This is a genomic window from Paenibacillus sp. P22, assembly GCF_000469945.2.
Classification (GTDB): domain Bacteria; phylum Bacillota; class Bacilli; order Paenibacillales; family Paenibacillaceae; genus Paenibacillus_O; species Paenibacillus_O humicus.
Genome location: NZ_CBRA020000108.1, coordinates 1 through 25,931 on the forward strand (window position 1 = coordinate 1; position 25,931 = coordinate 25,931).

General features: G+C 55.4%; 19 protein-coding genes and 1 pseudogene. 12 read left to right on the forward strand and 8 right to left on the reverse strand.

Going from position 1 to position 25,931, the window contains the following annotated elements:
• A partial coding sequence (locus tag BN871_RS15520; RefSeq protein WP_048747141.1) for a dihydrofolate reductase family protein occupies positions 1 to 556 on the reverse strand: 556 nt, incomplete at its 3' end.
• 954 nt (positions 557 to 1,510) lie between these two features.
• Between BN871_RS15520 and BN871_RS15530 the strand changes: the two genes are divergently transcribed.
• Complete coding sequence (locus BN871_RS15530; RefSeq protein ID WP_048747145.1) at positions 1,511 to 1,903, forward strand: hypothetical protein; 393 nt, start codon at positions 1,511 to 1,513, stop codon at positions 1,901 to 1,903.
• Here BN871_RS15530 and BN871_RS15535 read toward each other — a convergent pair.
• Both BN871_RS15535 and BN871_RS27770 read right to left on the reverse strand, forming a co-directional pair.
• Positions 1,890 to 2,132: a hypothetical protein gene (locus BN871_RS15535; protein ID WP_021877910.1), complete on the reverse strand. Its 243-nt coding sequence runs from the start codon at positions 2,130 to 2,132 to the stop codon at positions 1,890 to 1,892. The two genes, BN871_RS15530 and BN871_RS15535, sit on opposite strands and share 14 nt — an antisense overlap.
• Positions 2,133 to 2,272: 140 nt before the next feature.
• Positions 2,273 to 2,440 carry a hypothetical protein gene (locus BN871_RS27770; protein WP_021877909.1) on the reverse strand — a complete coding sequence of 56 codons (168 nt, stop codon included), beginning with the start codon at positions 2,438 to 2,440 and terminating at the stop codon, positions 2,273 to 2,275.
• Between the two features lie 735 nt (positions 2,441 to 3,175).
• Between BN871_RS27770 and BN871_RS15540 the strand changes: the two genes are divergently transcribed.
• The 6 genes from BN871_RS15540 to BN871_RS15570 all read left to right on the forward strand — a co-directional run bounded on the left by BN871_RS15540 (position 3,176) and on the right by BN871_RS15570 (position 9,678).
• On the forward strand, positions 3,176 to 4,195 hold the full coding sequence (locus BN871_RS15540; protein WP_048747147.1) for a ketoacyl-ACP synthase III: 1,020 nt from the start codon (positions 3,176 to 3,178) through the stop codon (positions 4,193 to 4,195).
• Between the two features lie 933 nt (positions 4,196 to 5,128).
• Positions 5,129 to 5,302: a DUF3024 domain-containing protein gene (locus tag BN871_RS29130; RefSeq protein ID WP_021877907.1), complete on the forward strand. Its 174-nt coding sequence runs from the start codon at positions 5,129 to 5,131 to the stop codon at positions 5,300 to 5,302.
• A gap of 287 nt (positions 5,303 to 5,589) precedes the next feature.
• Positions 5,590 to 6,177, forward strand: a complete 588-nt coding sequence (locus tag BN871_RS15550) for an HNH endonuclease (protein ID WP_157060306.1) — start codon at positions 5,590 to 5,592, stop codon at positions 6,175 to 6,177.
• A 420-nt stretch (positions 6,178 to 6,597) separates the two neighbouring features.
• Entirely contained in the window at positions 6,598 to 7,164 is a 567-nt protein-coding gene (locus tag BN871_RS15555; RefSeq protein WP_048747149.1) for a histidine phosphatase family protein, read from the forward strand.
• A 1,062-nt stretch (positions 7,165 to 8,226) separates the two neighbouring features.
• Positions 8,227 to 8,943 carry a glycosyltransferase family A protein gene (locus BN871_RS15565; protein WP_021877903.1) on the forward strand — a complete coding sequence of 239 codons (717 nt, stop codon included), beginning with the start codon at positions 8,227 to 8,229 and terminating at the stop codon, positions 8,941 to 8,943.
• A 228-nt stretch (positions 8,944 to 9,171) separates the two neighbouring features.
• Complete coding sequence (locus tag BN871_RS15570) at positions 9,172 to 9,678, forward strand: hypothetical protein (protein WP_021877902.1); 507 nt, start codon at positions 9,172 to 9,174, stop codon at positions 9,676 to 9,678.
• Positions 9,679 to 9,788: 110 nt separating this feature from the next.
• On the opposite strand, the gene BN871_RS15575 is transcribed toward BN871_RS15570, so the two are convergent.
• The 3 genes from BN871_RS15575 to BN871_RS15585 all read right to left on the reverse strand — a co-directional run bounded on the left by BN871_RS15575 (position 9,789) and on the right by BN871_RS15585 (position 17,695).
• The gene (locus tag BN871_RS15575; protein WP_048747153.1) at positions 9,789 to 10,880 is read right to left on the reverse strand and encodes a low specificity L-threonine aldolase; all 1,092 of its coding nucleotides are present in this window, start codon (positions 10,878 to 10,880) and stop codon (positions 9,789 to 9,791) included.
• Between the two features lie 102 nt (positions 10,881 to 10,982).
• Complete coding sequence (locus BN871_RS27775) at positions 10,983 to 12,953, reverse strand: S-layer homology domain-containing protein (protein WP_048747155.1); 1,971 nt, start codon at positions 12,951 to 12,953, stop codon at positions 10,983 to 10,985.
• Entirely contained in the window at positions 12,935 to 17,695 is a 4,761-nt protein-coding gene (locus tag BN871_RS15585; protein ID WP_048747157.1) for a glycosyl hydrolase family 28-related protein, read from the reverse strand. The genes BN871_RS27775 and BN871_RS15585 overlap by 19 nt, the downstream gene beginning before the upstream one ends.
• A gap of 221 nt (positions 17,696 to 17,916) precedes the next feature.
• Here BN871_RS15585 and BN871_RS15590 point away from each other — a divergent pair, with 221 nt between their 5' ends.
• From BN871_RS15590 to BN871_RS15600, 3 genes are all read left to right on the forward strand, one after another.
• Complete coding sequence (locus BN871_RS15590; protein ID WP_048747164.1) at positions 17,917 to 18,810, forward strand: PhzF family phenazine biosynthesis isomerase; 894 nt, start codon at positions 17,917 to 17,919, stop codon at positions 18,808 to 18,810.
• Positions 18,811 to 18,840: 30 nt separating this feature from the next.
• A complete protein-coding gene (locus tag BN871_RS15595) occupies positions 18,841 to 19,317 on the forward strand; it encodes a DinB family protein (protein ID WP_021877895.1) in 477 nt (158 codons plus the stop codon).
• Positions 19,318 to 19,396: 79 nt separating this feature from the next.
• The gene (locus BN871_RS15600; protein WP_083436475.1) at positions 19,397 to 20,284 is read left to right on the forward strand and encodes a GyrI-like domain-containing protein; all 888 of its coding nucleotides are present in this window, start codon (positions 19,397 to 19,399) and stop codon (positions 20,282 to 20,284) included.
• A gap of 75 nt (positions 20,285 to 20,359) precedes the next feature.
• Here the strand turns inward: BN871_RS15600 and BN871_RS15605 are convergent, their stop codons facing one another.
• Positions 20,360 to 21,613 (reverse strand): MFS transporter, encoded by a 1,254-nt coding sequence (locus tag BN871_RS15605; protein WP_048747165.1) that lies wholly within the window; start codon positions 21,611 to 21,613, stop codon positions 20,360 to 20,362.
• 676 nt (positions 21,614 to 22,289) lie between these two features.
• On the opposite strand from BN871_RS15605, the gene BN871_RS29930 reads away from it, so the two are divergent.
• Positions 22,290 to 22,586 (forward strand): 4-hydroxyphenylacetate 3-hydroxylase N-terminal domain-containing protein, encoded by a 297-nt coding sequence (locus tag BN871_RS29930; RefSeq protein ID WP_332310223.1) that lies wholly within the window; start codon positions 22,290 to 22,292, stop codon positions 22,584 to 22,586.
• Entirely contained in the window at positions 22,558 to 23,745 is a 1,188-nt protein-coding gene (locus tag BN871_RS15610; RefSeq protein ID WP_332310224.1) for a 4-hydroxyphenylacetate 3-hydroxylase C-terminal domain-containing protein, read from the forward strand. Before BN871_RS29930 ends, BN871_RS15610 begins: the two co-directional genes overlap by 29 nt.
• A 150-nt stretch (positions 23,746 to 23,895) precedes the next feature.
• On the opposite strand, the pseudogene BN871_RS15615 reads toward BN871_RS15610, so the two are convergent.
• A pseudogene (locus BN871_RS15615) lies at positions 23,896 to 25,806 on the reverse strand (phospholipid carrier-dependent glycosyltransferase).
• Positions 25,807 to 25,931: the final 125 nt, after the last annotated feature.

Consider the following 25,931-nt stretch of genomic DNA (forward strand, 5'->3'; position numbering starts at 1 on the left):
CGAGACCTATTGCTCCAGAATCGAAGGTCTTGTTTTCAATTAGCCTAAGATTGATCTTTTCCTTGAGACCTTGGAATAACGGCAATCCCTTGCCGATCAGGACAGGAGAAACCGTAATTTTATACTCATCAATCAAATCAAGCTGCATCAGGTGGTGTGCGAGCCTAGGACTGCCGAGGATGACCATATCCTTGCCTGGCTGCTGCTTGAGGGTTTTGATTGCTTCCTCGACATCTTCGTTCACGAGTCTGGAATTATTCCATTCGACCTTCTCCAGCGTCGTGGAAAAAACAATTTTAGCTGTCTTTTCAATCCACTCGGCATGATCCCGTTCATGCTGCGAAGCTGATGGGTTGGAAGGCACAGATGGCCAATAATTGTGCATCATCTCGTAAGTCCCGCGCCCCCAAACGACCGTATCGGCAGTACTCAGAATTTCTTTCGCGTGTTTCTCCAAATCAGCATCGTAGGAAATCCAGCCAATGTCCATTTCGCCATTGGGCCCTTCTACAAAACCGTCCAGCGATGCGTGAAGAAAAAGAACAAGTTTTCTCATTTTCAGTTCTCCTTTGTCCAAGAGGGATATCTACAATGACTAAATTTTAACATATCCAACTTGGGTTGTTTCTTATGGATTGCCAACCTCCCATTCGTAAAGATCCACGATCAGAATTAAGGTTTAACAAAGCCTGCAGAAAACCTTTCCATTGCCAGGTGAAGTTAATTCTAAAAGGGTGCAGCATTAGAATACGCAGAAATTGCGGACCAATCAGCTCCGCGAGCTGGAATGTCTCGACAGCCTGACAGGCCCATATCAGGGCCTGTTTTTATTTTTGCTTCTTCTCACAGCCGTTCCGCGACTATGAATCTATTTTTAGTGAATTGCTCCTGTCTTCAGTATCTGCATTTTCTTCCAACATTCCTACACCAATTAATTTGCCTTGTCCGTATGCCAGAGCAAAAATAGATCTGCCACTAGGAATCATTCTTCGATTTCAATGACGGCCATCGACAGAAGAAATGATCGAGTTTGTTCCAATGAAATAGAACTTATGATTTAAAACATAACCCTTTCTAAAAGAGTCTTTCCCCCTTAAAGCATCGTGAAGGCGCACACAAGACTACAATGTGGAATAGGCTAGAGCAAATGCGAGGAGGTTCTGGCAACTATGCATCCAACCTATCCCTATCCAATGTATGATCCTACTGGGGACAGCGATATCTTCATCATCAGCCTTATGCGCACAGGCACGTCTATGGCCGCGACGGCTATTATCAAAGTCAAGGTCCGCACCATTACGAGAGCCAGGGCGCCCAAAGCTACAACGAACAGGGACCGCACAGCTACCAAGGCCATGTAGGCGCCTATACAGGAGGCTACGGCATCGGCGGCCATGCGGGCGGCTTCTTTGGCGGACCCGAGCACTTCGGCCTCAAGACAGGCGTTGATGTCGGCGGTCCCGCAGCCGGATTCAATTTAGGCAGCCATCTGGGCGGGCACGGGGCAGGCGTGCAGGCGTACGGTCATCTGGGCCCTTACAAATCCGGCCTGAAGTCTGGCCTCCAATGGGGACCGCACGGCGCCTACCATCAGGCGAGCGGCCATATCGGCTCCTATGAAGCGGGTCTAAACACCGGCCTGGACTGGCAGAAATATGGACTGAACGCTCATACGACCGGGCATGTCGGTCCCTATGAGGCAGGCCTGCAGGCCGGAGCCTCTGCAGGTGGAAACGGCCATCACGGCTACGGCATGAACGTGAACGCCGGCGGCCATGTCGGCAACCTGCAGGTTGGACTCGGCGGCGGCGCTCATGTCGATTCGCAGAGCATCGGCATCGATGCCGAGTCCAGCTTGGGCAAGCACAAGCTCCACACGGGTTTCGGCTTCAATTGGGATTGACCGGGCTTGAGGCCCTTGCCATCGGCGACAAGGGCCGTTTATTTTCGTAGACAGCGGCTTCCGAGGAAGCCGGTTTGTTCTCCTTGGCAGCGGACAGCTGGCTGACCAGCCAGCCCAGATTCCCGCTGCCGGACAACGCGATCATCATCGAGAACGACGTCCCAAATCGCGAACGAGCCCGCACCATGATGAACGGAAAAAATAGGGCCAGCCCGATAGCAAGCAACATGCCGCCAGGCCGGCTCTTAGTTTGGCTGCAGGGCCTGCTACGACTGCCTGGCGCCGTCATTCTCGGGAATGTATCTAAGTTCTTTGTCAACCATAGGGATAAAACAAATAGCCTCTTAATGTTGCTATGTTCTTATCTCCTTACCATCCAATCTTGTGCCAGCCGATCTTCGCGATCCGCTCCTTCTGACAGGCTATGGCTTGATCCGCATCCGGTCCGCTTGCCGCTCCCGTCAGAAGCGCCTGGGCTTCGCCTTCAAGATCGGCTCCAAGCACAATCGTCCAGGCCGCATCGTCTCCATTTGCCAATCCATTCTAATCGGAAAGACTCCGCCGTCGGAATTTCCAATCGACGAACCCCGCATGAAGTAAGCTGCGCGAGCAAAACTTATCGACTTGTCTCCCGGTTCGGCTCTGGCGACGTCGATGAACGAAACGACTGTGTCCTCCAGTTGGACAGCGATATCTGAAGCGATTCAGGGGTATTCCATTCGTTCATCACCGTTGCTAAAGAAATTAAGTATAGGGCGTTGTACTTAGAATGAATTTCGGCGTCATTGGTGAAGCGATGCCCGTCAAGATGACTATTTCGATTTGCAAACGCCTCAACCGCATCTCCCGTAGCTGGGGGTAAGGGCAGCCAGCGCTACCGTAAAAGCAGAGCCAGCAAGTATCGACCCATCATCCACCAGCCCTCCGAGCAGGAAGCGATCATCAACGCCTAATGCGGTCCTAATTCCCATCAGACCGGCCAGTGCGCTTGAGAAGGAATTGATTCGGATCAGCGCCTTGAGGGTCGTTACCCGGCGATAAAAGAGAAAATGCAAGCGCCCGCCGTGAACTCGAAGGAGGAATCCGATTGAGCCGTTGGCTCTTCTCGATAGTCACGTAGATAAAATCCTTCATGACCTTCTGGATGACATTGGGCCGCTGCTCCTTGACGGTAAACAGGGCTGCGAGCTTTTGTTAAATCCGTAACTATGGTATCATCATTATTAGTACCTGATACTAATACTTGATACCATACCGGGAGGTTGATTGCTTATGTCTAGCAAGGCCCCGATTACGACCGGCTACCGTACATCCGCCCGCATCACCGCAGTAGGCTCCTATTTGCCGAAGCGAGTGTTGAGCAATGACGATCTGGAAAAAATAGTCGACACCAACGATGAATGGATCGTTCAGAGGACGGGAATCCGGGAACGCCGTATCGCAGCTGACGACGAATATACGAGCGACCTGTGCTTCCATGCCGTGCGCGACCTGATCGAGCGCTACCCGGAAAAGAGCCTCGAGGATGTAGACTACATTCTTGTCGCAACGGCAACGCCTGATACTTTCTTCCCCCAGACGGCAGCTCGCGTACAAGCCGAGTTCGGCATCAAGGCAGCCGGAGCTGCGGACGTCGCGGCCGCCTGCGCAGGCTTCGTCTCCGCGTTGCAGCTCGCCGGCGGCCTTATCGCCTCCGGACTGCATCGCAAGATCCTTGTCATCGGCGCGGAAACGCTGTCGCGAATTACTGATTACACCGACCGCACGACCTGCATCCTGTTCGGAGACGGCGCGGGAGCCGTGCTTGTCGAAGCCGGAGCTGCGGACAGCAAGCCCTCCTGGCTGCACTCCTTTGCCCGCACGGATGGAGAGGACGGCCATCACTTGTACCGGTCCAGCCTGTCCCCGTCTATTGGCGAGCATTCGCTCCAGCAGTCGGGCAAAATCGTCCAGAACGGACGTGCCGTGTTCCGCTGGGCGATCAGCCGTGTTCCGGAAAGCATTCTCGAAATGCTGAATGAAGCCGGAACGGCTCCGGAAGATGTCGACTGGTTCGTGCCGCATAATCCCAATATGCGGATTCTCGATGTCGTGAGCGAGAAGACGGGCATTCCTCTCGATAAAACCATTACGACTCTGGAGCATACCGGCAATACGTCGGCTGCCTCCATCCCGCTCGCTTTAAGCGAAGGAGTCCGCAGCGGCCGCATCCGCGAAGGACAGCTGCTGCTTCTGTACGGCTTCGGCGGCGGTCTATCCCAGTCCGGCCTGCTCATTCGCTGGATGGCTTGAGCCGGAGCCAGTCCTAAAACAAGGCCACCCCTTGGGGATGGCCTTGTTTTAGAATGATCGGGATATCCCTGCAGGCGGCAGGGATACCCTTTTTTATTTTCAATAATTGGTGATTTCATTTGTATACTGGAAGAGACGGATTGCCTTCGAGGTAGAAAGCGCAATCCAAAGGAGATTCAGACGGACTTCTCTCAAGAGGGCCGACTTGAATTTCCTTTTTTATTTCCATATTTAGGAGCCGCAAGTATACTGGAGGAGAGTCGTGAATACGGGAACGTTTTTAGACTCTCTGAGTTGGGTATTTTCGTAAACTCAACTATTCCTAGAGAATCTGTATTACAGGAGTTCTCCTCAGCAGACTACGAAGAGAATCTAAATCAACGTTTATTGATTTCAATGGGTGGAGAAATAGAGATAGATGACAAATTCTATGATGTATCCGACCAAATCTGGAATCTGGATACGGAATGTGTTGAGGATGATGGAATTTATGTAACAGTAATTGAGAGATTAAGTAGAATGACCAATCTAGATATACGGAATATACAAGATGTGTGATACGCTTCGAATTCTGTGACCTCACATAACACCCTCTTCACGCATCGGACCATAAGGCTCTCGGTCAAAATGAGGCCTTTTGGGGAAGATTATTCAGCGGACACATCCTTTGATCTAACCGCATCGCGTTCACCCTTCCGGGACTTAAGGTGTAAGGACGTCATGAATACAAGAACGTTATATGAAATCATTGCTTGATAAAAAATTGAAAAACGGAGTGATATTTTGCTTGATGCATTCACGAAGAAGAGAATTGAAAAAATACTAGACAACTATATAGATAAGAAAATTCCTGACCATTTGAAAAATGAAATTGAAATTAGATATAAATTCAGGGGAAATACAGTTACATTAAGTCAAGAATGACCAGGATATATGGGAAGACGTTTTGAATACCCGATAGCTCAAGTTAGGTTAGAAGAATCATATTGGAAATTCTATTGGAAGGACAGTAAGGATAAGTGGCATTTTGTAGATGACATAAAACCTGTTAAAGACTTTGAGAAACAATTAATGGAGATAGATAGTAGCGATACTTTTTGGGTGTAATCGAGATGGCAATGACTTCACATAACACCGTATTCACGCTTCGGGCCATTTGGCCCTCGGTCCGATAGATGAATTTCGATGAAGTCGGGTCGGGCGGACACACCTGCGAGGCTAGTTCAATCTGTGGGCTTACGCCTTTTGTCTCCAAAAGCATTTCGAGGAAGCAGATTCAGCAAACAAGATCTACGAGGTAAGTCTGGCGTCCCGTTCCCTACGGTCATTTAAGCCACTCGGGTCCGTGAATATAAGAGACGTTATGCGTAATTACTGCTTAAGGAGATATTAATTTGAATTACTTTGCTACTTTTCAAATGCCAAAGCCTGTTAATGTAAGTGGAAAATCATCTAGTATTACCAACTCTTTCGTAAATGGAATAATACCTTGCATTGTTCCCTCAGAGAGTGATGTTAAAGAATGCCTGGATATCTTGGGGCTTGATCCCTTGAATTTGAAGTGTTCTTATTGTGGAGATAACTATACTGAATGGGATCACTTTAGACCTTTAATTATTGATAAGAAACCAACAGGCTACATATCTGATATTTACAATCTAGTACCCTCATGCGGTAAATGTAATCAATCAAAGGGAAACAAACCTTGGAAAACATGGATAATGAGTAATGCGAAACTAGCCCCTAAAGCTAGGGGTATTAAGAACATTGATGAAAGAATAAAAAGACTCGAAAATTTCGAGAATTGGAAGGATGTAAAACCAATTAACCTCGAAGAGCTAGTAGACAAAGAGTTATGGAAAAAGCATTGGGAAAATTACGAGAAATTAAATCAGCTAATGAGGGAAAGTCAAATTACTTCACAAAAGATACAAAGTCAGATCAGGGAAAGATACAACTTGATAGTCAATCAGGGAAGGTAAAAACTACGCATAACACTGTATTCACGTTGCGAGCCTTCCCCCTTAGTACGGACTGATATGTACCGAGGAGAGTGAAAGACAGCCGGACAACACCTGCGAGGCTAAGTCTAACGCCCCCTTCCACACGGTAACTTAAGACACCCGGGTTCGTGAATACTAGAATGTTTCCGATACCTTTGAAAGACCATATAAGATTATATAAAGATTACACACCTAGAAACATTAGCCGCGAAAACCAGTAAGTAAGCCCCTCTTCCCCATCGCGGTCCTTCCCGTTCTTTCATTTCAACTTCTTGACACTTGAACAAAATCGTGGAGACAGAGACTCCTGCCATGCTAAAGTCTAGCGCCTCATTCCCTAAGGTCACTTAAGGCTAATGAAACACAGTACATAAATGCAAGATCCCCAAGGAGGCTTATATGAAGACCATTATATACATGGTTAGGCATGCCGAATCGCCATATACGGAAGGAAATGAACGAACTAGAGGACTTACCTCAAAGGGTAAGGCAGATGTTGAAAAGATCACTGAAAGGCTTAAAGATGAAGGAATTGAACTAATGATATCAAGTCCTTACAATCGAGCAATACTGAGTATAAAAGGATTGGCTGAATACTTAAGATTAGAAATCAAAACATTTGAAGATCTCAGAGAAAAATATTTTGCAGATGATATTATTGAGAATACTGAGCTGATGTCTTTAATTAGAGAGAAATTCTATGACTTTGAATACTGTTTACCTGGAGGAGAGACTAATGCTGATTGTCAAAATAGATCAATTTCAGTAATGAAAATGATATTGGAAGAACACGCAGGTAAGAAAATAGTAATTGGGACTCATGGCCTTGTAATGACTTTGATGATGAATTCTTTTGATTCAAGCTATGGATTGGACTTTTTAGATCAATTAAAGAAACCAGATATTTATAAATTGTATTTTGAAGAGTTAGAATTGAAAGAAGTAGAAAGACTGTGGAACGAATAAAGTTTTGGGAAGAGTTATCGAAGAGGACTGTGACATTTGTACCATTCGCCCCTCGATTCGGCCGAGGATTTTCAAGAAAGCAGAGCGGCCAGACAACCCAGCAAGCCTAAGTATGACGACCCGAAGGCTTTCGGGCTGGTGAAAACAATAAAATGATAAAGTTCTATTTGTTCTCTTGTCATACCTAGACCAACTTAAGTTTTGCCTCTGGTTCATAAAAAGATAAATCTTCAGAAAGTAGTACTCCGGGCTTAAACTCCCCTTCAGCAATAAATGATGGATTAGAATAAACTAGGTACACCAATTGATTTCATCGATTTTTAGGGGATTAATGAATACAGAGGAATCAAAGTTCATTTCAATAAGGATCATATTGTTGACGGACTTATACTTGATGATACTACTGAAAGCAACAAAAAAATATAGGACTCCAAGGGGAATCAAATTCGGTGAGTCGATCGAATCAATCATAATGAAAAACCTGGTCATACGGATGAGTCAAACAATAATTCCTCCATTACTTATTTGCTTGAAGAGTCTACAGATGGATTCGTTATTAGAAGCTCTATAGATCAAATACAAAAGAAAGATAAAGCTTTTGGTATGACATTTATTATGATAGCTAATTTTGAATACTCTTTTAATCCTTATTGAATCAGATTTAGTATCGTCTAACACCCTATTCCGATGAAAAGGCGGCAGGGCTGCAGGGTGTCCCGGGATGTGTATGCGCTGTTCCCTCGCGATTGCCTCTGTGCGCTAAGGCAGCAGGAAGCGATTCGCCTCCGGCAGCGAGCCCGTCAAGCAGATCGTATTCCGGATCGAGAATGTCAGACACTGAGTGATTGCCGAAGGGAAGACGAAGAGAAAACTGGCCATCCAGACAGTTCCAAGTCCCGGCCAAGACGCTCCATCGCTTTCAATGGCGACGGAGGAGCCGATCCGACAGACGGCTCAAGAACAAAGACAGATTGTGCGGCTGCCGCCGGGTACATGCCCTTCCCCCTCCTTACTCTTCGCCATACACTGCCTCAAAGAGCCAAATGAGGGAGTGAAAGGCCCGTGCTGCCTTCCGTTACGGTTGTGATTCCGTTTTACAATTGTCCTTATATCGGCCAGGCAGTTGCCAGCGTGTTGGGACAAAGCTACACCAACATCGAGGTGATTGTCGTCGATGACGGCTCCACGATGCATCAGCATCTGCTGGACCCCTACCGTTCCCGGATTGTCTACTTGCAGAAGAGCAACGGAGGAACCGCCAGCGCGCTGAATTACGGCATGCAGCGAGCGGCAGGACGTTACGTCGCATGGCTAAGCTCGGATGATGTGTTCGTCCGCGACAAGATCGTGAATCAGGTTTCCTTCATGGAAGAGAAACGAGCTCAATTCAGCTTCACCGACTACCATACCATCAACGCAGCCAACCAGATTACGCAGTACTGCTCCACGATGAAGTTTCCCACGGAAAAGGCGTTCGTCTCCGCCCTGCTCGACTATTGCCCGATCAACGGCTGCACGGTCATGATGCTCCGAAACCTGGCCGAAGCTGTCGGCTGGTTCAATCCAGGCCTGCCCTATACGCATGACTACGACATGTGGGTCCGCATCGCGCTCAACGGCGTCGGCATGCACTTCCTGAACGAACCGCTTACCTTGTACCGGCGGCATTCGGCTATGGGAACCATCCAACGCGGCAGTCAGGTCGCAGCCGAATTCGAGTCCATGAGAGCCTATTACGCTCCCATGCTGAGACAGCGCCTTGCCGGCATGCCAGGTTAGGACTCGGCAGTTCAATTTAAATTTAAACAAGAGCCTTTCGCGTCCCTGAATCGGGATTAGCGAAAGGCTTTTTTTCTTCTTTAGGGATGGGAGTTCTGTTCTTTCGCCAAAAGAAAGAGGTCATCCAGAAATTGGTTGAAAACCACGGCTCATTCCCCACTTCATGTTGACATGTTTACATCATTTGTTAATCTAAAGTGACTGGTAAAATCTGAGAGGAGATCACTCATGGTGAAACGTTTAAAAGCAGCCGCGGCATTTTTATTCATGGCTGTTGTCCTAATGGCTTGCAGCCATTCAAACTCAGAACAATCGGAGGCGGAATCGCTGGCAAAGGAATTTGTCGGCAAGCTGTATGCCGTGAAACATGAATCTATCCCGGAAATCGATCTCCCCGCAATTGAAGAGAAAAATAAAGAGATCCAGCCCTACGTAACGGAAAATGTATGGAACAAATTAAAAGCCAATAGTGACACGGCAATTCCCATCCGGATAGCCAAGAAAAGCCGATCGAATGTAGGTGCTGAGCTTCAAAAGGTGACGATCCAACCAACGAAAGAGGTTGAGCATTGTTTTGACTTTACCTATGACATCATGGTCAAAGTAACGAATGAAAACAACGAGGTCAAAGAATATAAGGTTCCGGGCGGAGCGACGGTGATCAAAGAAAAGGATAAATGGGCGATCAACCGCATCTGGTCCGATCCACGCGAGCTGAGCGTATATTTCAATTGAAAAAGAGCCGTTTCTCTTTGGAAGAGAACGGCTCTTTTTCGATTCATTGAATCATAATGCCAACATCGAAGCTTGCGGGCTGCCCTCCAAACTCAGACGCATCTCAGGCATCACGCTTGTCCGGCCAGCTCCTCCAGACGCTTGAACGCCTGATCCAGCTTCTCCGCCGGGATGCGGGCGTAGCGGTCGCCGATATGAATCTCTCCGGCACAGGAGTCCGGAGAAGTCTCCTTCAGGTAGGGCAGGAAGCCGACTCCAGTATCCTTCGCCGTCTGCTCCAGCAGAGCCGATGCCCGCTCCACAGGAAGGTCCAGATGCAGATGGAACATATTGGACACCGGCTTCTCCGGCACTGTGCGCATGCGGCTGCAGCGGTTGAAGCGGGAGCTGAGATCGCGGGCGCCGTCCAGATACGACTCCATCAGCGGCAGACGCTTGTCCAGATAATGCTCCGAGCTGACAATGTACGGGTAGAGGCTGATCAGATCCCCGCCATGGCGTCTTTTCCACACCTTCGATTGCTGCGCCAGATCGGCATCCCCCGCCAGAATGGCGCCGGCGGTGCCGCCGATTCCCTTGTAGAAGGATACATAGACGCTGTCGAAAAGGCTGCTGATCTCGGCTTCCGAGCGGCCGTAGTAAGGAACGATCTCGAACAGGCGCGCTCCGTCCAGATGGATCGGGATGCCCTGCTCCCTGCACCAGGCGGATATGGCTTCCAGCTCCTCATAAGAAGGCAGCTGGCCCCCAATCTCGCGTTGCGGCAGCTCCAGGAGCAAGCAGCCGATTGGCTCCCCGACCGCCTGGATGTCCTCCAGCGTAATCAGACGATCCTCGCCGCCCAGAAGGATGGACCGGATTCCATGCAGCTCGTGCAGTCCCCTCTCCTCGTGGATTTCGAGGTGGCATAGCGGATGATAGGCCGCCGTGCGGTAGCCGCGGCGGTCGCACCAGATCCGAAGGGCGATCTGTTGGGCCATCGTGCCGCTCGGGAAAAATACGGCCGCTTCCTTGCCCAGCAGCTTCGCCATCTTCGCCTCGAACGCTTCGATGATTTCTCCTTTTCCATACATATCGCTGAACTGCGATCCATCTGCCTGCTTGAAAGCATCGAGCAGCACCTGCATGGAGCGCGGACCATGCCCGATGATCGGATAGTCGGCATCCTGATAGCTTTGCGACAAAGCGGAATCTTTTTTCATCCTGCAGTCTCCCCTTCCGTGTACCTTCTATGCTTGTATATCAGAAAGGGGAGGTTCGGCGCAAGAGAAGAAACAGGTGTAGAAAATGTTGCCGCGCTGCTTCTATTGGCCTAGCAGCCCCGTTCCCGCCAGCAGACGGAACAGGGCTGTCGCCGTTTCGGCTCGGCTGGCCGCTTGGCCGGGAGCGAAGTGCCCGTCCGGCAAGCCGTTCATGACTCCGCTCGCCGCCGCTTGCCGAACGTAATCGGCCGCCCATCCCGAAATGGAGCCTTCGTCGGCAAATTCGGACGCTTGCCCTGCCGCATCCCCTTGTTGAAGATGAGCAAGCGCTCTAGCCAGCACCACGGCCAGTTCTTCCCTCGTCACCCTAGCCGCCGGATGGAACGATGAATCGGCGTAGCCCTGCATGAGTCCAGCCTCGGCTGCGGCCGCAACCGCTCCTGTGTACCAGCTTCCGGCGGACACATCCTTGAACGCCGCCTTCTGTTCCGGCAGGTTCAAATCCAATGCCCGGAGAAGCATCGCCGCGAGTTCTGCGCGTGTGACCGGCTTGTCCGGAGCGAAGCCGGCTCCCGGAATACCGCTTACGATTCCTTTGGAAGCCAGGCTCCTAACCGCAAGCGCGCTCCAATGTCCGTCAAGGCCGGACAATCCGGAAGGACGGACGGCGAGCATGAAGATGCCGCTGCGGCTTGTTCTTGCCGTCAACTGCGTTTCCAGTTGATGGGATGCCGTGAGATTCGCAGGGACATAACCAGCGGAATTCAGACGTTCGTCATAACGGATGACGGCTGAATCGGTTATATTCACGATCCCTGCCTGCGAGAATGAATAGGCGAATCGGATCCAGCTGCTCGGCTCCGCTTCCTTGCGGCTGCTCGGAGTGGTCAGGAAAACCCCGAATTCGACCGGCGTTCCTTGCGGTTTCCAGCCCTTGGCCAGCGAGGCTTGCATCGCCAGCCGCGCCTGGGGTTCATCCGGCTTGCGCAGCAGGAATTCAAGCGCGGTTCCCGGCGCAAGCGTGCCCGGTTGGGCGTGCAGGAATTCCGCAGCCTCTCTCGCCTTGAGCGTGACGGAGACAGCTCCATTCACGAGGTGCAGCACGAGCTCCGGCTGTCTCTTTGCTGCTTCCTCCAGCGCGCCGGCGCTGAACGAAACCTTGCCATCGCTTCCCGCAGGGACTTCCACGATGAAGAGCTTATCCGTCCATGCCTTTTGCAACGCTCCGTCTTGGCTGCCCGTGCCCGGAGAAGCGGATGGCGCTGCGGTCGGAGCCAATGAAGGCGATGGAGTCCCTATCGGGCCTGTTGATGGGCTTGATGTCGGTACCGGCGTTCCCGTCGGCGTCGGGGTCGGGACTACCGTCGGTGTCGGCGTTGGCGTCGGGCTTCCCGTCGGCGTTGGCGTCGGGCTTCCCGTCGGCGTCGGCGTCGGCTCTGTCGGCACGGAATCGACGACCTGCACCGTATACGCACGTCGAATATCGCCTACCCGGACTTCGAGATCGGCGCGGCCTGCGGCGACAGCGGCAAGCTTGCCCTCCTTGAACGAAGCTACGGCTTGCGGCGAGACGGCGATCTTGGCTTGGCCCGTCACATCCGCTCCGTCCTTGTCCAGCACCTGCAGAGTTATCGCCAAGCCCGACTCCAGGCGGAACGGACCGGTCTGTCCATCCGACAGCCGAACTTCAAACGGCTTCGGATCGGATGCGAAGCCGGCATTCACTTCATGGAACGTGAAGTTCGGCGCGGCTGGATTGCTCACCCGGTCGATCCGCTCGCCGCGGATGATGAGATTATCCACCAGCAAGGAGCCCTTCATGTCCGAGGTGATTTCCACTCCGCTCGTCCCGGCTCCGTCCAGGACGTTGTCCGTTAGCTCGACACCCTGCACGTTCTTGCCGCCATGGACGATCAAGCCGGAGTAGGTGCTGTCGTAAGCGTTGTTGCCGCGAACGACAATGCGGCTGTCTCCGCCGATATCGTTCTCGCCCGCATACAGCCACAGTGCGCCGAGATTGACTCCGTACCCGGAGTCGACGCTGCCCGTGCGGATCAGCGTGTTGCGCTCCACGACGGTCGTGCCTTGGAAAGCTCCGCCGAGAAACGGGTCGAGACGGCGATGCCGGCTCCATTCGCGATCGTATCCTTGGCGATGTTGTCCTGAATCACGTTGTCCCGGCCGCCGAACACGACGATGTTGTCGGCCAGCCAAGGCAGCGCGACCGTATTGAAGCGGGCCGTGTTGTTCACGCTCGGCGTTCTCTCCGCTCCGTTGACATCCGCAAGCTTGGCGTCGGTGAACGACCACATCGCGATGCCGTCGTCTCCCGGATACCGGATATCGCTCTGCTCCATCATGCTGTGCGATGTTCCGACGGCGAAGTTGATGCCGTCCGCCATCAGGTTGCGGATGCGCAGTCCGGCCATGTACAGGCCGTCCGTGCGCTTCTTCTCGCCGATCGGCTGCGTCAGCCACAGCCCGGCCTTCGTATGCTCGATCCAGATGTTCTGCAGCACCGAGCCCGGCCCGAACGCCCCGTGGAAAGCATTGTCGAACGCTTCGTCATCCCGGACGCTGATGCCTCCGTCGATGAGAAGGTCGTACACCTTGACCTTGCCGCCGTGGCCGTAGAATCTCGCCCCGTCCAGCTCGGTATGCCAGCTGCCGGCTCCGCGGATCACGGCATCCTGAAGGTCGATGACTTCATTCGAGAACGTGAAGACTCCCGCCGGGAACCACACGCCCTTGCCCTGCTTGCCCGCTTCCGCAAGGGCTGCCGTCAATGCGGCCGTGTCGTCCAAGCCGTCGTTCGCGGCAGCGCCGAAGTCGGTGACGGCGAGGAAGCCTTCCGGCATGGAGTAGGCCGCATCGACTTTCTCCAGGTCGACCAGGTCGATCGTATAGGAAGCCGCTTCATCGCCCTCGGCTTTTTCCAGCCGAACCGTCGATCCGGCCGGAACGTCTCCGATCCGGGCATGGATGTCGTCGTAGAACCGGTGCGCGCTGCCCTGCCTCGGGTCGTTGGACCAAGGATAGCTGCCGTACTCCCACGCATACTTGCTGGTCAGCTCAAGCTTCTGGCGGAAGACGCCGTCGACATACAGCGAGAGCGTACGCTCGTCTCCGCTGCCGTCCTTGCTGTCCGGAATCGAATAACGGACAACGAGAGAATCGGCTTCCGCCGCCGTCTTGAATTCGATGTAATCGCCTTGCTTGTTCAGCTTGACGGCCTTTCGTCCCGAAGCTTCCGATGCCAGCTCCTTGTATTTGCGCGAAGGCCCGATGAGCTGTCCGTTCGTCTCCGCATCCTCGGCTTCGTAGCTGATGTAGTTCACCGTTGCTCCCCGGTAGGCGGGAGCCGCGCTGTCTTCAACCGTCAGGCTGTCGATCGAGGCGCCGCTTGGAAGCCCTTCGGCCGACACCGTATTGATGCCTGCGCGCAGCTTCAGCTCGAACGCGGCTTCCGCGCTGCCCGCCTGGCTCGTCAGTCGGAATGGCTGGACATCCAGTCCGTTGGCATCGATGCCGGCAGCCTCCGCTACGCTCCCGTTGTAACGGTAGCGGACCACGACCGTGTAGCTTCCGCCAGCAGGCGCGTTGACCGCGAAGCGGTAAGCTCCATCGCCATGGAAAGCATCGCTTCCCCTGTATTCGACGCTGCTCCGAACCGGCTCCAGCCGCCAGCCGGCTCCGGCCTCCGTGCCCAGCTTCAATCCCTGCTCCAGGTACATGCCCGTATCCGCGTTCCGGAGCTGCGTGTAACCGAGCTTCTCATCCAGATACCACTGCGCTCCCGGAAGGCGCATATCCGTCGCCAGAGTCAGGCTGCCGTCCGTTCCGGCGGCCAAGTACTTGCCCGCAGCCGCATTGCGGATGAGCTTGCGGCCGTTGAAATCCTGGACGAGCCAGCGGGTCGACGCTTGTCCGGCTCCGGCCGGAACATACGCTGCGGCTCCCTCGGCATCGGCCAGCAGCTTGGAGACGTCGCCGGCGGGAGAGATTTCAACCGGACCGCCGTTGTTCTGGACCGGCGTCGACGTGTTTTTGTTCACAGGAACATCAATGGATGGAATTTCGCCGGACTCTGGATATTCGAATATCCAGCGGGACGTGCCGAAGCTGTCCGCCACCAGCCCATGCTCCGCATAACCGGCGCCGCTGGCCGAGTTGACGAGCTCGTCGCTGTAGCTGCCGTACAGGCTGCGGATGAGCCAGGCTCCTCCATCCGCCGTCCGGGAGACATCCCAGCTTGACGCTTCAGGCGCTTCTGCGCTTCCCGCCGCCTTGCTCTCGAGGAAGCTGTAGTCGCCGTTCAGCGTAAGGAAATGGCCGGTTGCGGCATTTCGGATTTTCACTCCGTCCTCTTCCTTGACGATGACCCATTGAGAGTAAGAGTTGGTTTCTTCCGGGCTGCCGTACAGCACGACGCCTCCGGCATTTTCGTACAAGTACCCTTTGCCGCCGGCAGACTTGATGCGCAGCAAGCGTCCCGCTGGAGCTTCCGCAGGAGGCAGGACTACCGGCTCCGCCGTGAACAGCGCTTCCGGCCGCTCTCCGGCTCCAGCCGCCTTGCTCAGCCTAATAGCCGGACTTGCGCCGTCGGCGCTTTGCCCCGCAAGCAGGTAGTGGCCGGCCCAGCCGCTCTTGAACGCCGTATAGACCTGATCTCCTACCGTCACATCCTGCAGGCTCCATTTGACGCTGTCCCAAGACGCATTGATGTTCGCCCGGGTTTCCGGCGATTCGGCCGGATCATCCTCCGATTCATGCCCGGCGATGTTCTCCAGGGCGACATAACGTCCGCTTCCCTGGTTTTTCAGCAGCATCTTGCCGGGGGCGCCGGAATCCTCCACATACCAGACCGCCGAGTAATCGCCTGCGTCCGCTTCCCCGTACGTGACCATGCCAACGGTCGCGCCGTTCTCCTGCGTTTCCTTCAGATACAAGCCGTCCGATCCGTTCACCTTGTACCTGAACAGCCGCTGCCGGTCCTCGGTCACCGTCAGGAATTTCCATTTCGGGCTTCCCCAGCCCGGGTTGATGACGCCGTATTCCGCATATTTGGTCAGGTTCTGGAGAGAGACGAACTTCTCCGGCTGCTTGCCGGGCTCCTTGTCCGTCACGCTGCTGATGAGGTTGGAGTTGCCTCCCGTATCCCGCACCGTCCACACGAAGCTGCGGTCCGCGTTGCTCAGGTCCGAGAGAGGACTGACCTGAATATGGCCGTCCGGCATGTCCGAAATGTTGATATAATGGCCGGTCAGCCTGTTCTGGAACAGCTTGCGGCCCTCATGCTTGCGGATCAGCCACTGGTCGCTGGTGTCGTCCTTGGCGTTGCCGTATTTGAGCAGGCCGTCTGCCGTCTCATAGAGATAGAAGGGCTGCCAGCCGTTCTGGATGCGCACATAATGATCGGCTCCGTCGGCCGGCAAGGATGGATCGACGAGCTGCCACTGGGCGCCCAGAGAAGAAGCGTCGGCAGCGGCCTGGACCGTGCCGTCCGAGCGGCCCGTGACGAAGACGTCCCCGCCGCCTGCGGCTCCGATCGTCTGATAGTCGTCGTAGTCATCGGACAGCGTAAGCGTCCACTGGCTCTCCGGCGTGCCGAATCCGGCGTCCAGAGCAGACAGCGTGCCGCCGCTCCTCGTCAAATAGTGGCCGGTCGCCGAATTGCGGAGCCGCTTCGTTCCGTCGAAATCCTCGACAAACCATAGATAATCGGCCGCCTTCGCGGGATCTGAAGCCAGCGCGCCGTGTTTCAGAGCGCCCGCTTCCTCATAGAGATAATCCGTCGGCGAGTTCGCGTCCGTGTACGAAGCGATGCGGACCGGCTGCAGGGCCGAAGGCGAAACGATGCGCCATTGGGCCGATGGATTGCTCTTCGATCCCGGCCAGCTGTTGGACCGCGCGTCCCGGTCGTCCGGAAACTGCGCATTGAGCAGATACGAATCGAACTTGCCGTTGGCGAACGTCGCATAGCCGAGCCCGTCCGACGAGCTTTCCTGCAGCCAATCGGTGAGTCCGGGCTCGCTCGGGTCGGGATCTCCGGCTGGCATCGCCGCCCACTCCAGAGGCCCCTGCTTGATCAGATGCCCGGTCCCGCGATTTCGGATCTGGACTTTGCCCGGCACGCTGCCGGGCTCGATGTACCACTGGGCATTGAAGTCCTTGTCGCTTTTGACGCCGAAGCCGACGACGGAAGCGTCTTGCCCCGCAATCTGCCCTTCATATTCGTACAGCACCATGCCCGGATGGAATCGCGACTCGATCTGGACCGCGTCGACAGGCACGAGCATCCATTTGGGGCTTTCGAATTCCAGGTTGATATCCGAGCTCAGCTCGGCGAAGCCCAGCTGATCCTCCTCGTGGATCGCCCGCTTGCCGCTCGAGTCCGCGGCGCTCACGATGTTCATGAACCCGCTCGTCGCGGTCGGGTTGATGTGCCACTGCTCGGATTCGGAAGGATTCGCCACTTGCCGGGCCTTCAAGGCATCCCTGCGCTGCGGCGTCTCCGAAGCCGTGATGTAGTGCCCCGTCTTGCTGTTCCGGATCAAATAGGAGCCTCCAGCCGCCTCCACCTCCCAATGAGAGGATTCATCTCCCGGACTGGTCATCCCGTACCGCACGGTGCCGTCGCTTGCCTCGTACAGATAGTTGTTCTGCCACATGTTCTTGATCCGCATCTTGCCGGCAGGAATATCACCCGCCCCATTGCCGCCTTGCGCCGCCGCTCCTGCCCCGTAAGCCGGCAGGCTGGCCAGCAGCAGCATCACTGCCATCAGCGCCGCGGCCGCAGCCCGGAATCGCTTCATTTCCGAAGACCTCCCCATCGTTTCGCTTTCTCTCTCATTGTAAGATGCAACCGTTTTCATAGACGATGTGCGTTATTAGGGGAACAAGGTGCGATTCTACGAAAAGAGGAATAAATGGCTATCTCCGCATAGGAAGAGAAGCGGCATGGTATAATGGGGACTCTATCGGATTGCGCGATCCGTTCGTTTTCATTCGGCTTCAGGAAAGGATGGCGGCTTCAATGGTTGAGATTTCAGTCTGTCATTACGAGGCGTTCAGCACGATCCCGGGCAAGGGAAATCCGGCTGGTGTCGTGCTTGAAGGAGAGGGCTTGTCCGAGCATCAAATGCTGGCGGTCGCCTCCAGGGTCGGCTTCAACGAGACCGCGTTTGTGCTGCCGTCCGACCGGGCCGATCTGCGGATCCGGTACTTCACGCCAGGACATGAGGTGAATCTGTGCGGGCACGCGACGATGGCGACGCTGTGCGCGCTGACGGAGCAGGGGCGGATCGCGCCCGGCCGTTCCTTCGCCGTGGAGACCAAGGCAGGCATTCTCCCCATCCGGATCGAGCGAAGGAGCGACGGGTTTCTGGACATGACGATGAGGCAGGCCGAGCCGCGCTTCGTCCCTTTTGCAGGCTCCAGGGCCGATCTGGCGAAATCGATCGGGCTTGAGGAGTCGGATCTGGACGACGAGCTGCCCGTCGTGTTCGGGAACACCGGAATTTGGACGCTCATCGTGCCGGTCAAGCAGCTGGACGCCTTTCCCCGCATGGTTCCGCGAAACGAATGGTTCCCGGACATCCTGAAGGAAATGCCCCGTGCTTCCGTGCATCCCATCTGCTTGCAGACGTTCGGCTCCGGTGCGGATCTGCATGCCCGCCATTTCTCCTCCCCTTACTCCGGCACGGTCGAGGATCCCGTCACCGGCACGGCCTCGGGAGTCATGGGGGCATACTATGACGCGTATATCCGGCCCGGCGGACCTCTTCCGCTGCAGCTGGTCGTCGAGCAGGGACAGGAGATCGGACGCGACGGACGCGTGAACGTCGAGATCGGGGAAGAGGGCGTCAGCCGTTCCGTCCGCATCACCGGCACAGCCGTATTCGTCAAGGAATGGACGTTGAGCATCTGACAGCAAAAACCACCCTGGGAGTGATTAGAAATGGATACAAGCCTGTTCGACCAGCTCGACTTCGTGCGGAATCAGACGCTGGGTCGGCTGCAAGGAATCGACGAACAGTCGGCGGATGCGATTCCTCAAGGCTTCCGCAATTCCATCCGGTGGAATTCGGGCCATCTGTATGTTGTGCTGGAGCGGCTCGCGTTCCAGGCGATCGGCCTGCCCCAGCAGCTGCCGGACGGGTTCGTGGAGCAATACGAATATGGGACTTCGCCGTCGTCGATGCCGGAGTCCGCACAGGCTGCCACGATGGAGGAGCTCATTCGGCTTCTGCAGGACCAGCCAGACCGAGTCCGTGCCGGCCTTTCCGGCCGACTGCAGGAAAACGCGGCTCCTTACACCACCTCGACGGGATTCACCTTGTCCACCCCCGAGCAGTTCATCCGGCTAGCGTTGTATCATGAAGGCATGCATTTCGGCATCATCAAATCGTACCGGACTCTTCTCGGCCTGACTTGATTACCGGTCCAGCGGGAGCAGAAATGAACAGGCTGCGGGCCCCATAACCCGTTATGCTGGAAATGAAGGAGAGATCGGTTTGGATTGGCTGACGAGAATGAATCGGGCGCTGGACATCATTGAGAATAACCTCGGCGGGGAGCTGGAGCTTGGCGGACTGGCCAAGGAGGCTTGCTCCTCCCCCTTTCATTTCCAGAGAATGTTCAGCGCTCTGACGGGCTTCACGCTGGCGGAGTACATCCGCAGGCGCCGGCTGACGCTTGCCGCGCAGGAGCTTGCCCTGACGGACATCAAGGTCGTCGATGCCGCCTTGAAATACGGCTACGGAACGCCCGAAGCGTTCGCCAAGGCTTTTCGCAAAACCCACGGCGTCACGCCTTCCATGGCAAGACTGCCGGGCTCGCCGCTCGTCGCCTTTCCCAAGCTGAGCTTTCATCTATCGCTGAAGGGAGATGTGAAAATGAATTATCGCATCGAAAAGAAAGAAGCGTTCCATATTGCAGGAGCATCCATCGAGGTCGGCTGCGTCGACGGGGAGAACTTCCGCCGCATTCCGCTGTTCTGGCAGGAAAGCGCCTCCAACGGCACGATCCGCAAGATCGCTTCGCTCCAGCCTGACCGTCCCATTATGGGCGCATGCGTCGACTTCCGTCCGGACACCGATCGGTTCCGCTACATGATCGCGGTCGAAGTTCCCGCAGGAACGCTGGAGGCCGACAAGACGATCGACGGCGTGGACTTTGTGGAAAGAGAAGTTCCCGCCTCCACCTGGGCCGTCTTCACCGCCGTCGGACAGCTGCCGGATTCGATCCAGTCCGTCACCAAGCGGATCTACTCCGACTGGTTCCCTTCCTCCGGTTATGAACATGCGGGCACGGCTGATCTGGAGATCTACCTGGAAGACGGCGCGCCGGGCAAGGATTCCGTCAGCGAGATATGGGTTCCGCTGAAAAAAGCGGCGGACTGAAAGGGAAAGAACCCTTTCTCCTGAAATTCGGGAGAGAGGGTTCTTTTGTCATGCATCCGCACAGCGCTTCCGAATCTATTCGTCTTCCGGCAACGAAACGATGCCATCCGGCTGCGAAGCCAGCAGCCTCGCTTTGGATGGCCGCAGCAAATAGAAGCCGAGCGACAAACCGAACACGCTCATGACGAGCACCCCGGCAATGACCGTTGCCTGTACGGTGTACCCGTCGGCAGCCAAGCCGAACCCCGCTGTCGCCAGCATGACAAGGATCGCCTCGAAAAACCCGTTGACGCTTCCGACCCTCCCCATCATCGCGACTGGAATATGGTTCTGGTAGAACGTCGCAAAGCCCGTATTGGCGAACGCGAGAAAAAATGCCAGGATGAAGAAACCCGCAGCAGCGCCGGCAAAACCCGCCGAAAAAGCGTAGACGAGGTAGCCGAAGCTGACGCCAATCGCGCCGAAGCCGATCTGGGCGGAAGCCGCCAGCCTCTTGACGACGACGGCGTTGACGGACGCCCCGGCGATGATTCCGGCTCCCGCAATGCTGACCAGCAGGCCGTACCCGCTGTCGGATAATCCGAGCACCTTCTGCGCGAAGGCGGCCTCCAGCGAATCGACGGCCGTCGCCATGACGACCATGACAGCGCTGAACAGCAGGCAGACAATCAGGATGGCGGTGCGGCTTCGGTAAAATCCGAGGACATCCGACCAATCCTGCCTGATCATGTTCCGGTTCATGCGTACAGGCTGATCCGCAAACAACCCCTTCTCCAGATCGGGCATCAGCATCGTGACGACTGCCGAGAACAGCAATGCGGCGGCGTTGATGTAGATGGCCGACGTCGGCGAACCGGCGAGGAACAGCAGGCCGGCTGCCGCCGGACCGATCAGGAAAGCCCCCGATCCGATCAATCCGTTCAGCGAATTGAAGCGGGGCCTCTGCTCCGGCGGGATCAGCTTGGCGATGTAAGTCCCGGAGGCCGGCCCGAACAGAGAGCCTGCCATATGGATGAGAAATACGAGCCCGTAAATGTACGCGATGGAGTCGAGCAACGGCAGCAGGAAAATGAGGAAAGCCCTGACCCCATCAAGGCCGATCATCAGGCTTCGCTTGTTCATCCGGTCTATCAGGCTGCCGGACCAGGAGCTTACCGCCATGGCGGCGAGAGGACGAAGCAGGTACAGGATCGATACCGCCATAGCGGACTTCGTTGCATTCAGTACGATTACATTGAGGGCAATGAAATAAATCCAGCCGCTGATGTTCGCCACGCCGATGCCAAGCAGCAGGATGGCGGGATACTTCCATGCTTCCATACCTTTCATGCGGTTCAAGGCCGCATCTCCTCCTCGTTGTTGAATGGTTCCTTCCTTTTCTATCGTGCGAAAGCAAACAAAAAAATCCCACCCCCAAGACCTAGGTCTTGGGGGCGAGACTTGTCGTCGCGGTGCCACCCCAGTTGTGCCTCCATGTCGCCATGCAGGCCTCGTCGAGTACGGCAATCCCGGTAGGAAGGCTTATACTCCAGCTCTGTAACAGGAGCTCCCGTCACACCATCGCCCGCCGGGCAGGTTCCGATGTGAAGCTCGGAGGCTTGATTCGGCAAATCGCTATCTGCTCCTTCTCAGCTGCCGGAGCTCTCTGACCGGGCTGCGCCGCCTCTTCCTACCGGCTGCGCCTGCACGCGGGCCGCAAGGAAAGCAGCATGCTTTCTTGCGGAGATAACGGATCTGCTTACTCTTCTCTTCATCGCATTTGAGCCATTTTACCAGAAACAGGAGAGAATTGTAAACACCCTGTCACCGCGGCATGACCCGCTTGACGAATGGCAGGCCTATGTATGCTTCCGGCATGAAAATCGGTCTATTCTACAGCTGAAATACAGCTCAGCCCGAGCGGCGCTAAAGAGCGTTTCCCCAGAACTAGGCTCCCCCTGCCTGAATATATTAGCATGATCCGCTAAGGAAACGAACTATTGACCGCTGAGGGAGGTTTACGCCTGTGCCTATTAAAAATGGACTTCAATATAAAGAACGCCTGGATCGGAATCGGCCTGATATCCGGATCGCCGGACAGCAGGTACAAGGGAAAGTATCCGAGCATGCTGCGTTCAAAGGATTGATGGCGACCCAAGCCTCGATGTACGATATGCAGGCTGACGAATCGGCGAAGGCGAGAATGACGTTCGAGTCCCCCCTTTCGGGAGAACGCGTAGGACTTTCTTTCCTGCAGCCGAAAACAAAAAAAAGACCTCGCCGCCCGAAGAGAAATGATGCAGGCTTGGGCTTATGCCCATAACGGCTTCCTCGGCAGAGCCCCCGATTATATGAACACCGCACTGATGGCCTACTCGTCCGCTGCCGGAATTTTGGAGAAGGATTATCCTCAGTTCGCAGCCAACCTTAGAAATTACTACGTATATTGCCGGGAAAACGATATTACCCTATCTCATGTCTTCATCCAGCCCAAAGCCGCCCGCCTGTCCAATTTCCTCCTTGCACTGGAAGATCCTCCGGCAGCCAGAGTCATGGAGAAAAACAAGGACGGCATCATCGTCAGGGGAGCTTTCATGCTGGATACCCAGGGAGCGACCTCGGATGAAATTCTTGTCTATCCGGCCCCTTTCCCTACCTTCCATGAAGGAGAAAGCCCTTATTCCTTTTTCTTTGCCGTGCCAAGTTGCCTGCCAGGCATCCGCTTCGTGTGCCGGGAGAGCTTCGTGGGAGGAGAATCCGCCTACGACTATCCCCTCAGTTCCAGATATGAAGAAATGGATACCCTTGTTCTTTTCGAGGATGTTCTCGTTCCGTGGGACCGCGTCTTTCTATGCGGCGACGTGAGCATGGCTAACCGCCTTTCTGAGGAAAGCCGTTTTCACACTCATGCCGCCACCCAGGTCATGTGCAAGAACATCGCCAAGACGGAGTTCTTTCTCGGGGTGGCGGAAACGATGGCGGAGACGTCGGGCATCGACCAGAACGCCCACGTGGTGGAAATGGTGAGCGAGCTCCTCGTGATTTTGGAGACGCTCAAGTCGCTTCAGCTTGCTGCCGAGAACGGTGCCAAGCGCGACAAGTGGGGAAGCATGGTGCCGGACCCCAAGCCGCTGCTTGCCGCGAATGCTTATTTTCCCAAGGTGTATCCCCGCATGATCGAGATCATCCACCTGATCGGCTCGAGCAGCGTCATCATGATTCCCTCGGAAAAGGATTTTGACGGCAAGCTGGGCGATTCATTGCAGCGTTACCTCAAAGGCGTCGGATTGGATGCCAAAAATAATGTGCAGCTGTCCAGACTGGCCTGGGAGCTGAGCGTCAGCGCATTCGGGGGCAGACAGAGCGTTTATGAGAAGTTTTTCTTCGGAAATGCCGCTACGGTGACAAACCGTCTTTACAACGGATATGAAGGAAGAGAGAAATACAAGCAGCGCATCCTAGATTTCCTGTCGGAAAAATAGCGCCATGGCTTGCCCGCAAAAAAAAAGTCCCGCCTCAAGACGGCCGTCTTGAGGCGGGACTTTTGATTCGCGAAGCTTTACAGGCAAGGCTTCACTCCTTGATGCGGATTCAGCGCGCCATGGCTTGCCCGCTGCCGGGTGGCGGGCCGCTTAGAAGAACGTCCAGCTGCCGAACCACTTCAGGAAATGAACGGCATAATCCCGGCTGATCGTCTGTCCCGTCAGCACCGGATAGAACATCGCCATCAGCGCGGCGGCAGCGCCAAGGTAAGTCCATGTCGCGGCTTTGCCTTGCTTGGCGCCGATACGCTGCGGCAGCTGCAGCAGCACGTAGACGACACAGAGCAGCAGGAACGGCACGGTAGCGTAATAGTGATAGATGAAGGTCAGGCGCGGAATGCCGACCCACGGAAGATATTGGGACAGGAGCCCGATCGTGACGACCTGCATCGCCCGTTCTTTTCTTTTCCAGGCGGCGATGAAGGCGGCCGCGGCACAAGGAATGCCGGCCCACCAGAGCAGCGGATTGCCGAGCGACACGATGCTCGCGATCTGGCCCGGTTCCAGTCCGGAACCGGAATAATACCAGATCGGCCGGCGGATGATCGGCCACTCCCACCAGGTCGAGGCGAACGGATGGGTCGCCACCAGCTTGGAATGGTAATCGTACATGAACTTCTGGAACTCAATGACGTTTTTCAGGCCATGGCCCGGCCCGGGAACCCTCATGAACGGAATATACGTGAGGATGTAGATGACCCCGGGAACGAGGACGAAGAACAGCAGCCCCGCTCCGATCATGCCGGCGATGAAGCTCTTCTCGCTTGCGCGGCTCGGCGCGGCGTCTTCGCCCTTGCCGCCTGCCTGCTTCGCTTTTTTCTCCCTGCCGGGAACAGCTGCGGCACGGGAAGCCGCGAGATACCTTCTAACGAGCGAATAGAAGAAGATCGCCGCAAGGCCCGCTCCCGAATAGACGCCGACCCATTTGACCGAGGCTCCCAGCCCGAAGAAGATGCCGGCCAGGGCAAACGGCAGGAGCAGGCGGCGGAGCGGCGTTCCCGGCTCATTGCGCTGGAAGAACCGGTTCATGAAGTGGTAGCTCATGATGATGAACAAGACCGCATACGTATCGACGGTGCCGATTCTCGACTGCACGAGCGGCATGAAATCAAGGAAGATGAGCGCCGCCGCCAGCAGGCCGCCCTTGCGGGAGCGGAACAAGCCGCGTCCGAAAACGTACATGGCCGGGATCAGGAGCAGGCCGGCGATGCCGCCCATGACCCTCCAGCCGAACGGATTCATGCCGAACATCGCGATGCCCGCGGAAATGATGACTTTGCCGAGCGGCGGATGAGTCGTCTCGTACGGCTCGATCCGGTGCAGATGCTCATAGGCGGTACGCGAGTGATAGATTTCATCGAAGTACATGCTGTTGCGGTAGGAAGGCTTGTCCGGCACGAGCGCCTGCTCGTCGAACAGCGGCGAGCCGCCATCCGCAGCGAGAGCCAGCCTGGCGCCGTCCGGTCCGAACAATCCCGCCTCATAGACGACGGCGGTTCCGGTTCCGGTGATTCGTACGGCCTGAGCCGTCTGCCCCGCCAGCGGCACCGACTTCCACTGGAATACGGTGCCTCCGTCGAGCTTCTGCTCCACGGGAGCGTTCCAGGTCATGCCGTCGGGGGATACCGATACCTGAACGGTGCCGTCCCCGATGCCCGCATAGAGCAGCAGATGATCGACGGCCTGCGGGCCGCCCTGCACTTGCGCCGTGACATCGGATGCCGGCTGCCACGCCGTTTTGGGAGCTTTGGCATCGCCAAGCTGCCAGAACATCATGACCGCGTATACGGCGACGATGGCGAGCACAGGCCACCATTCCTTGCGCCATGGCAGAGAGGTTCTGTCCTCATACGGCTGCGGCCTGCGCTCCGCGCCTGAGATGCCGCTGCCCGCATGCGCCGCTTCCGGAAGGACGAAGGAGCCGCTTCCGGAAGCCGCAACGAGCGAACCGAGTCTCTTGCCCTGCCATGCCTGGACCGWCMAAWAYRGCGAGGCGAGCATATTCACACGAGTTTTATGAGCTAAACAAATCCCGGATTCTTATAAATCACAGACGAAGGGAGCAGAAAAAAAGAAAGAAGGATGACCATGGTGAATGAATGGATCGGCTCCGGCCCTTGGCAAGG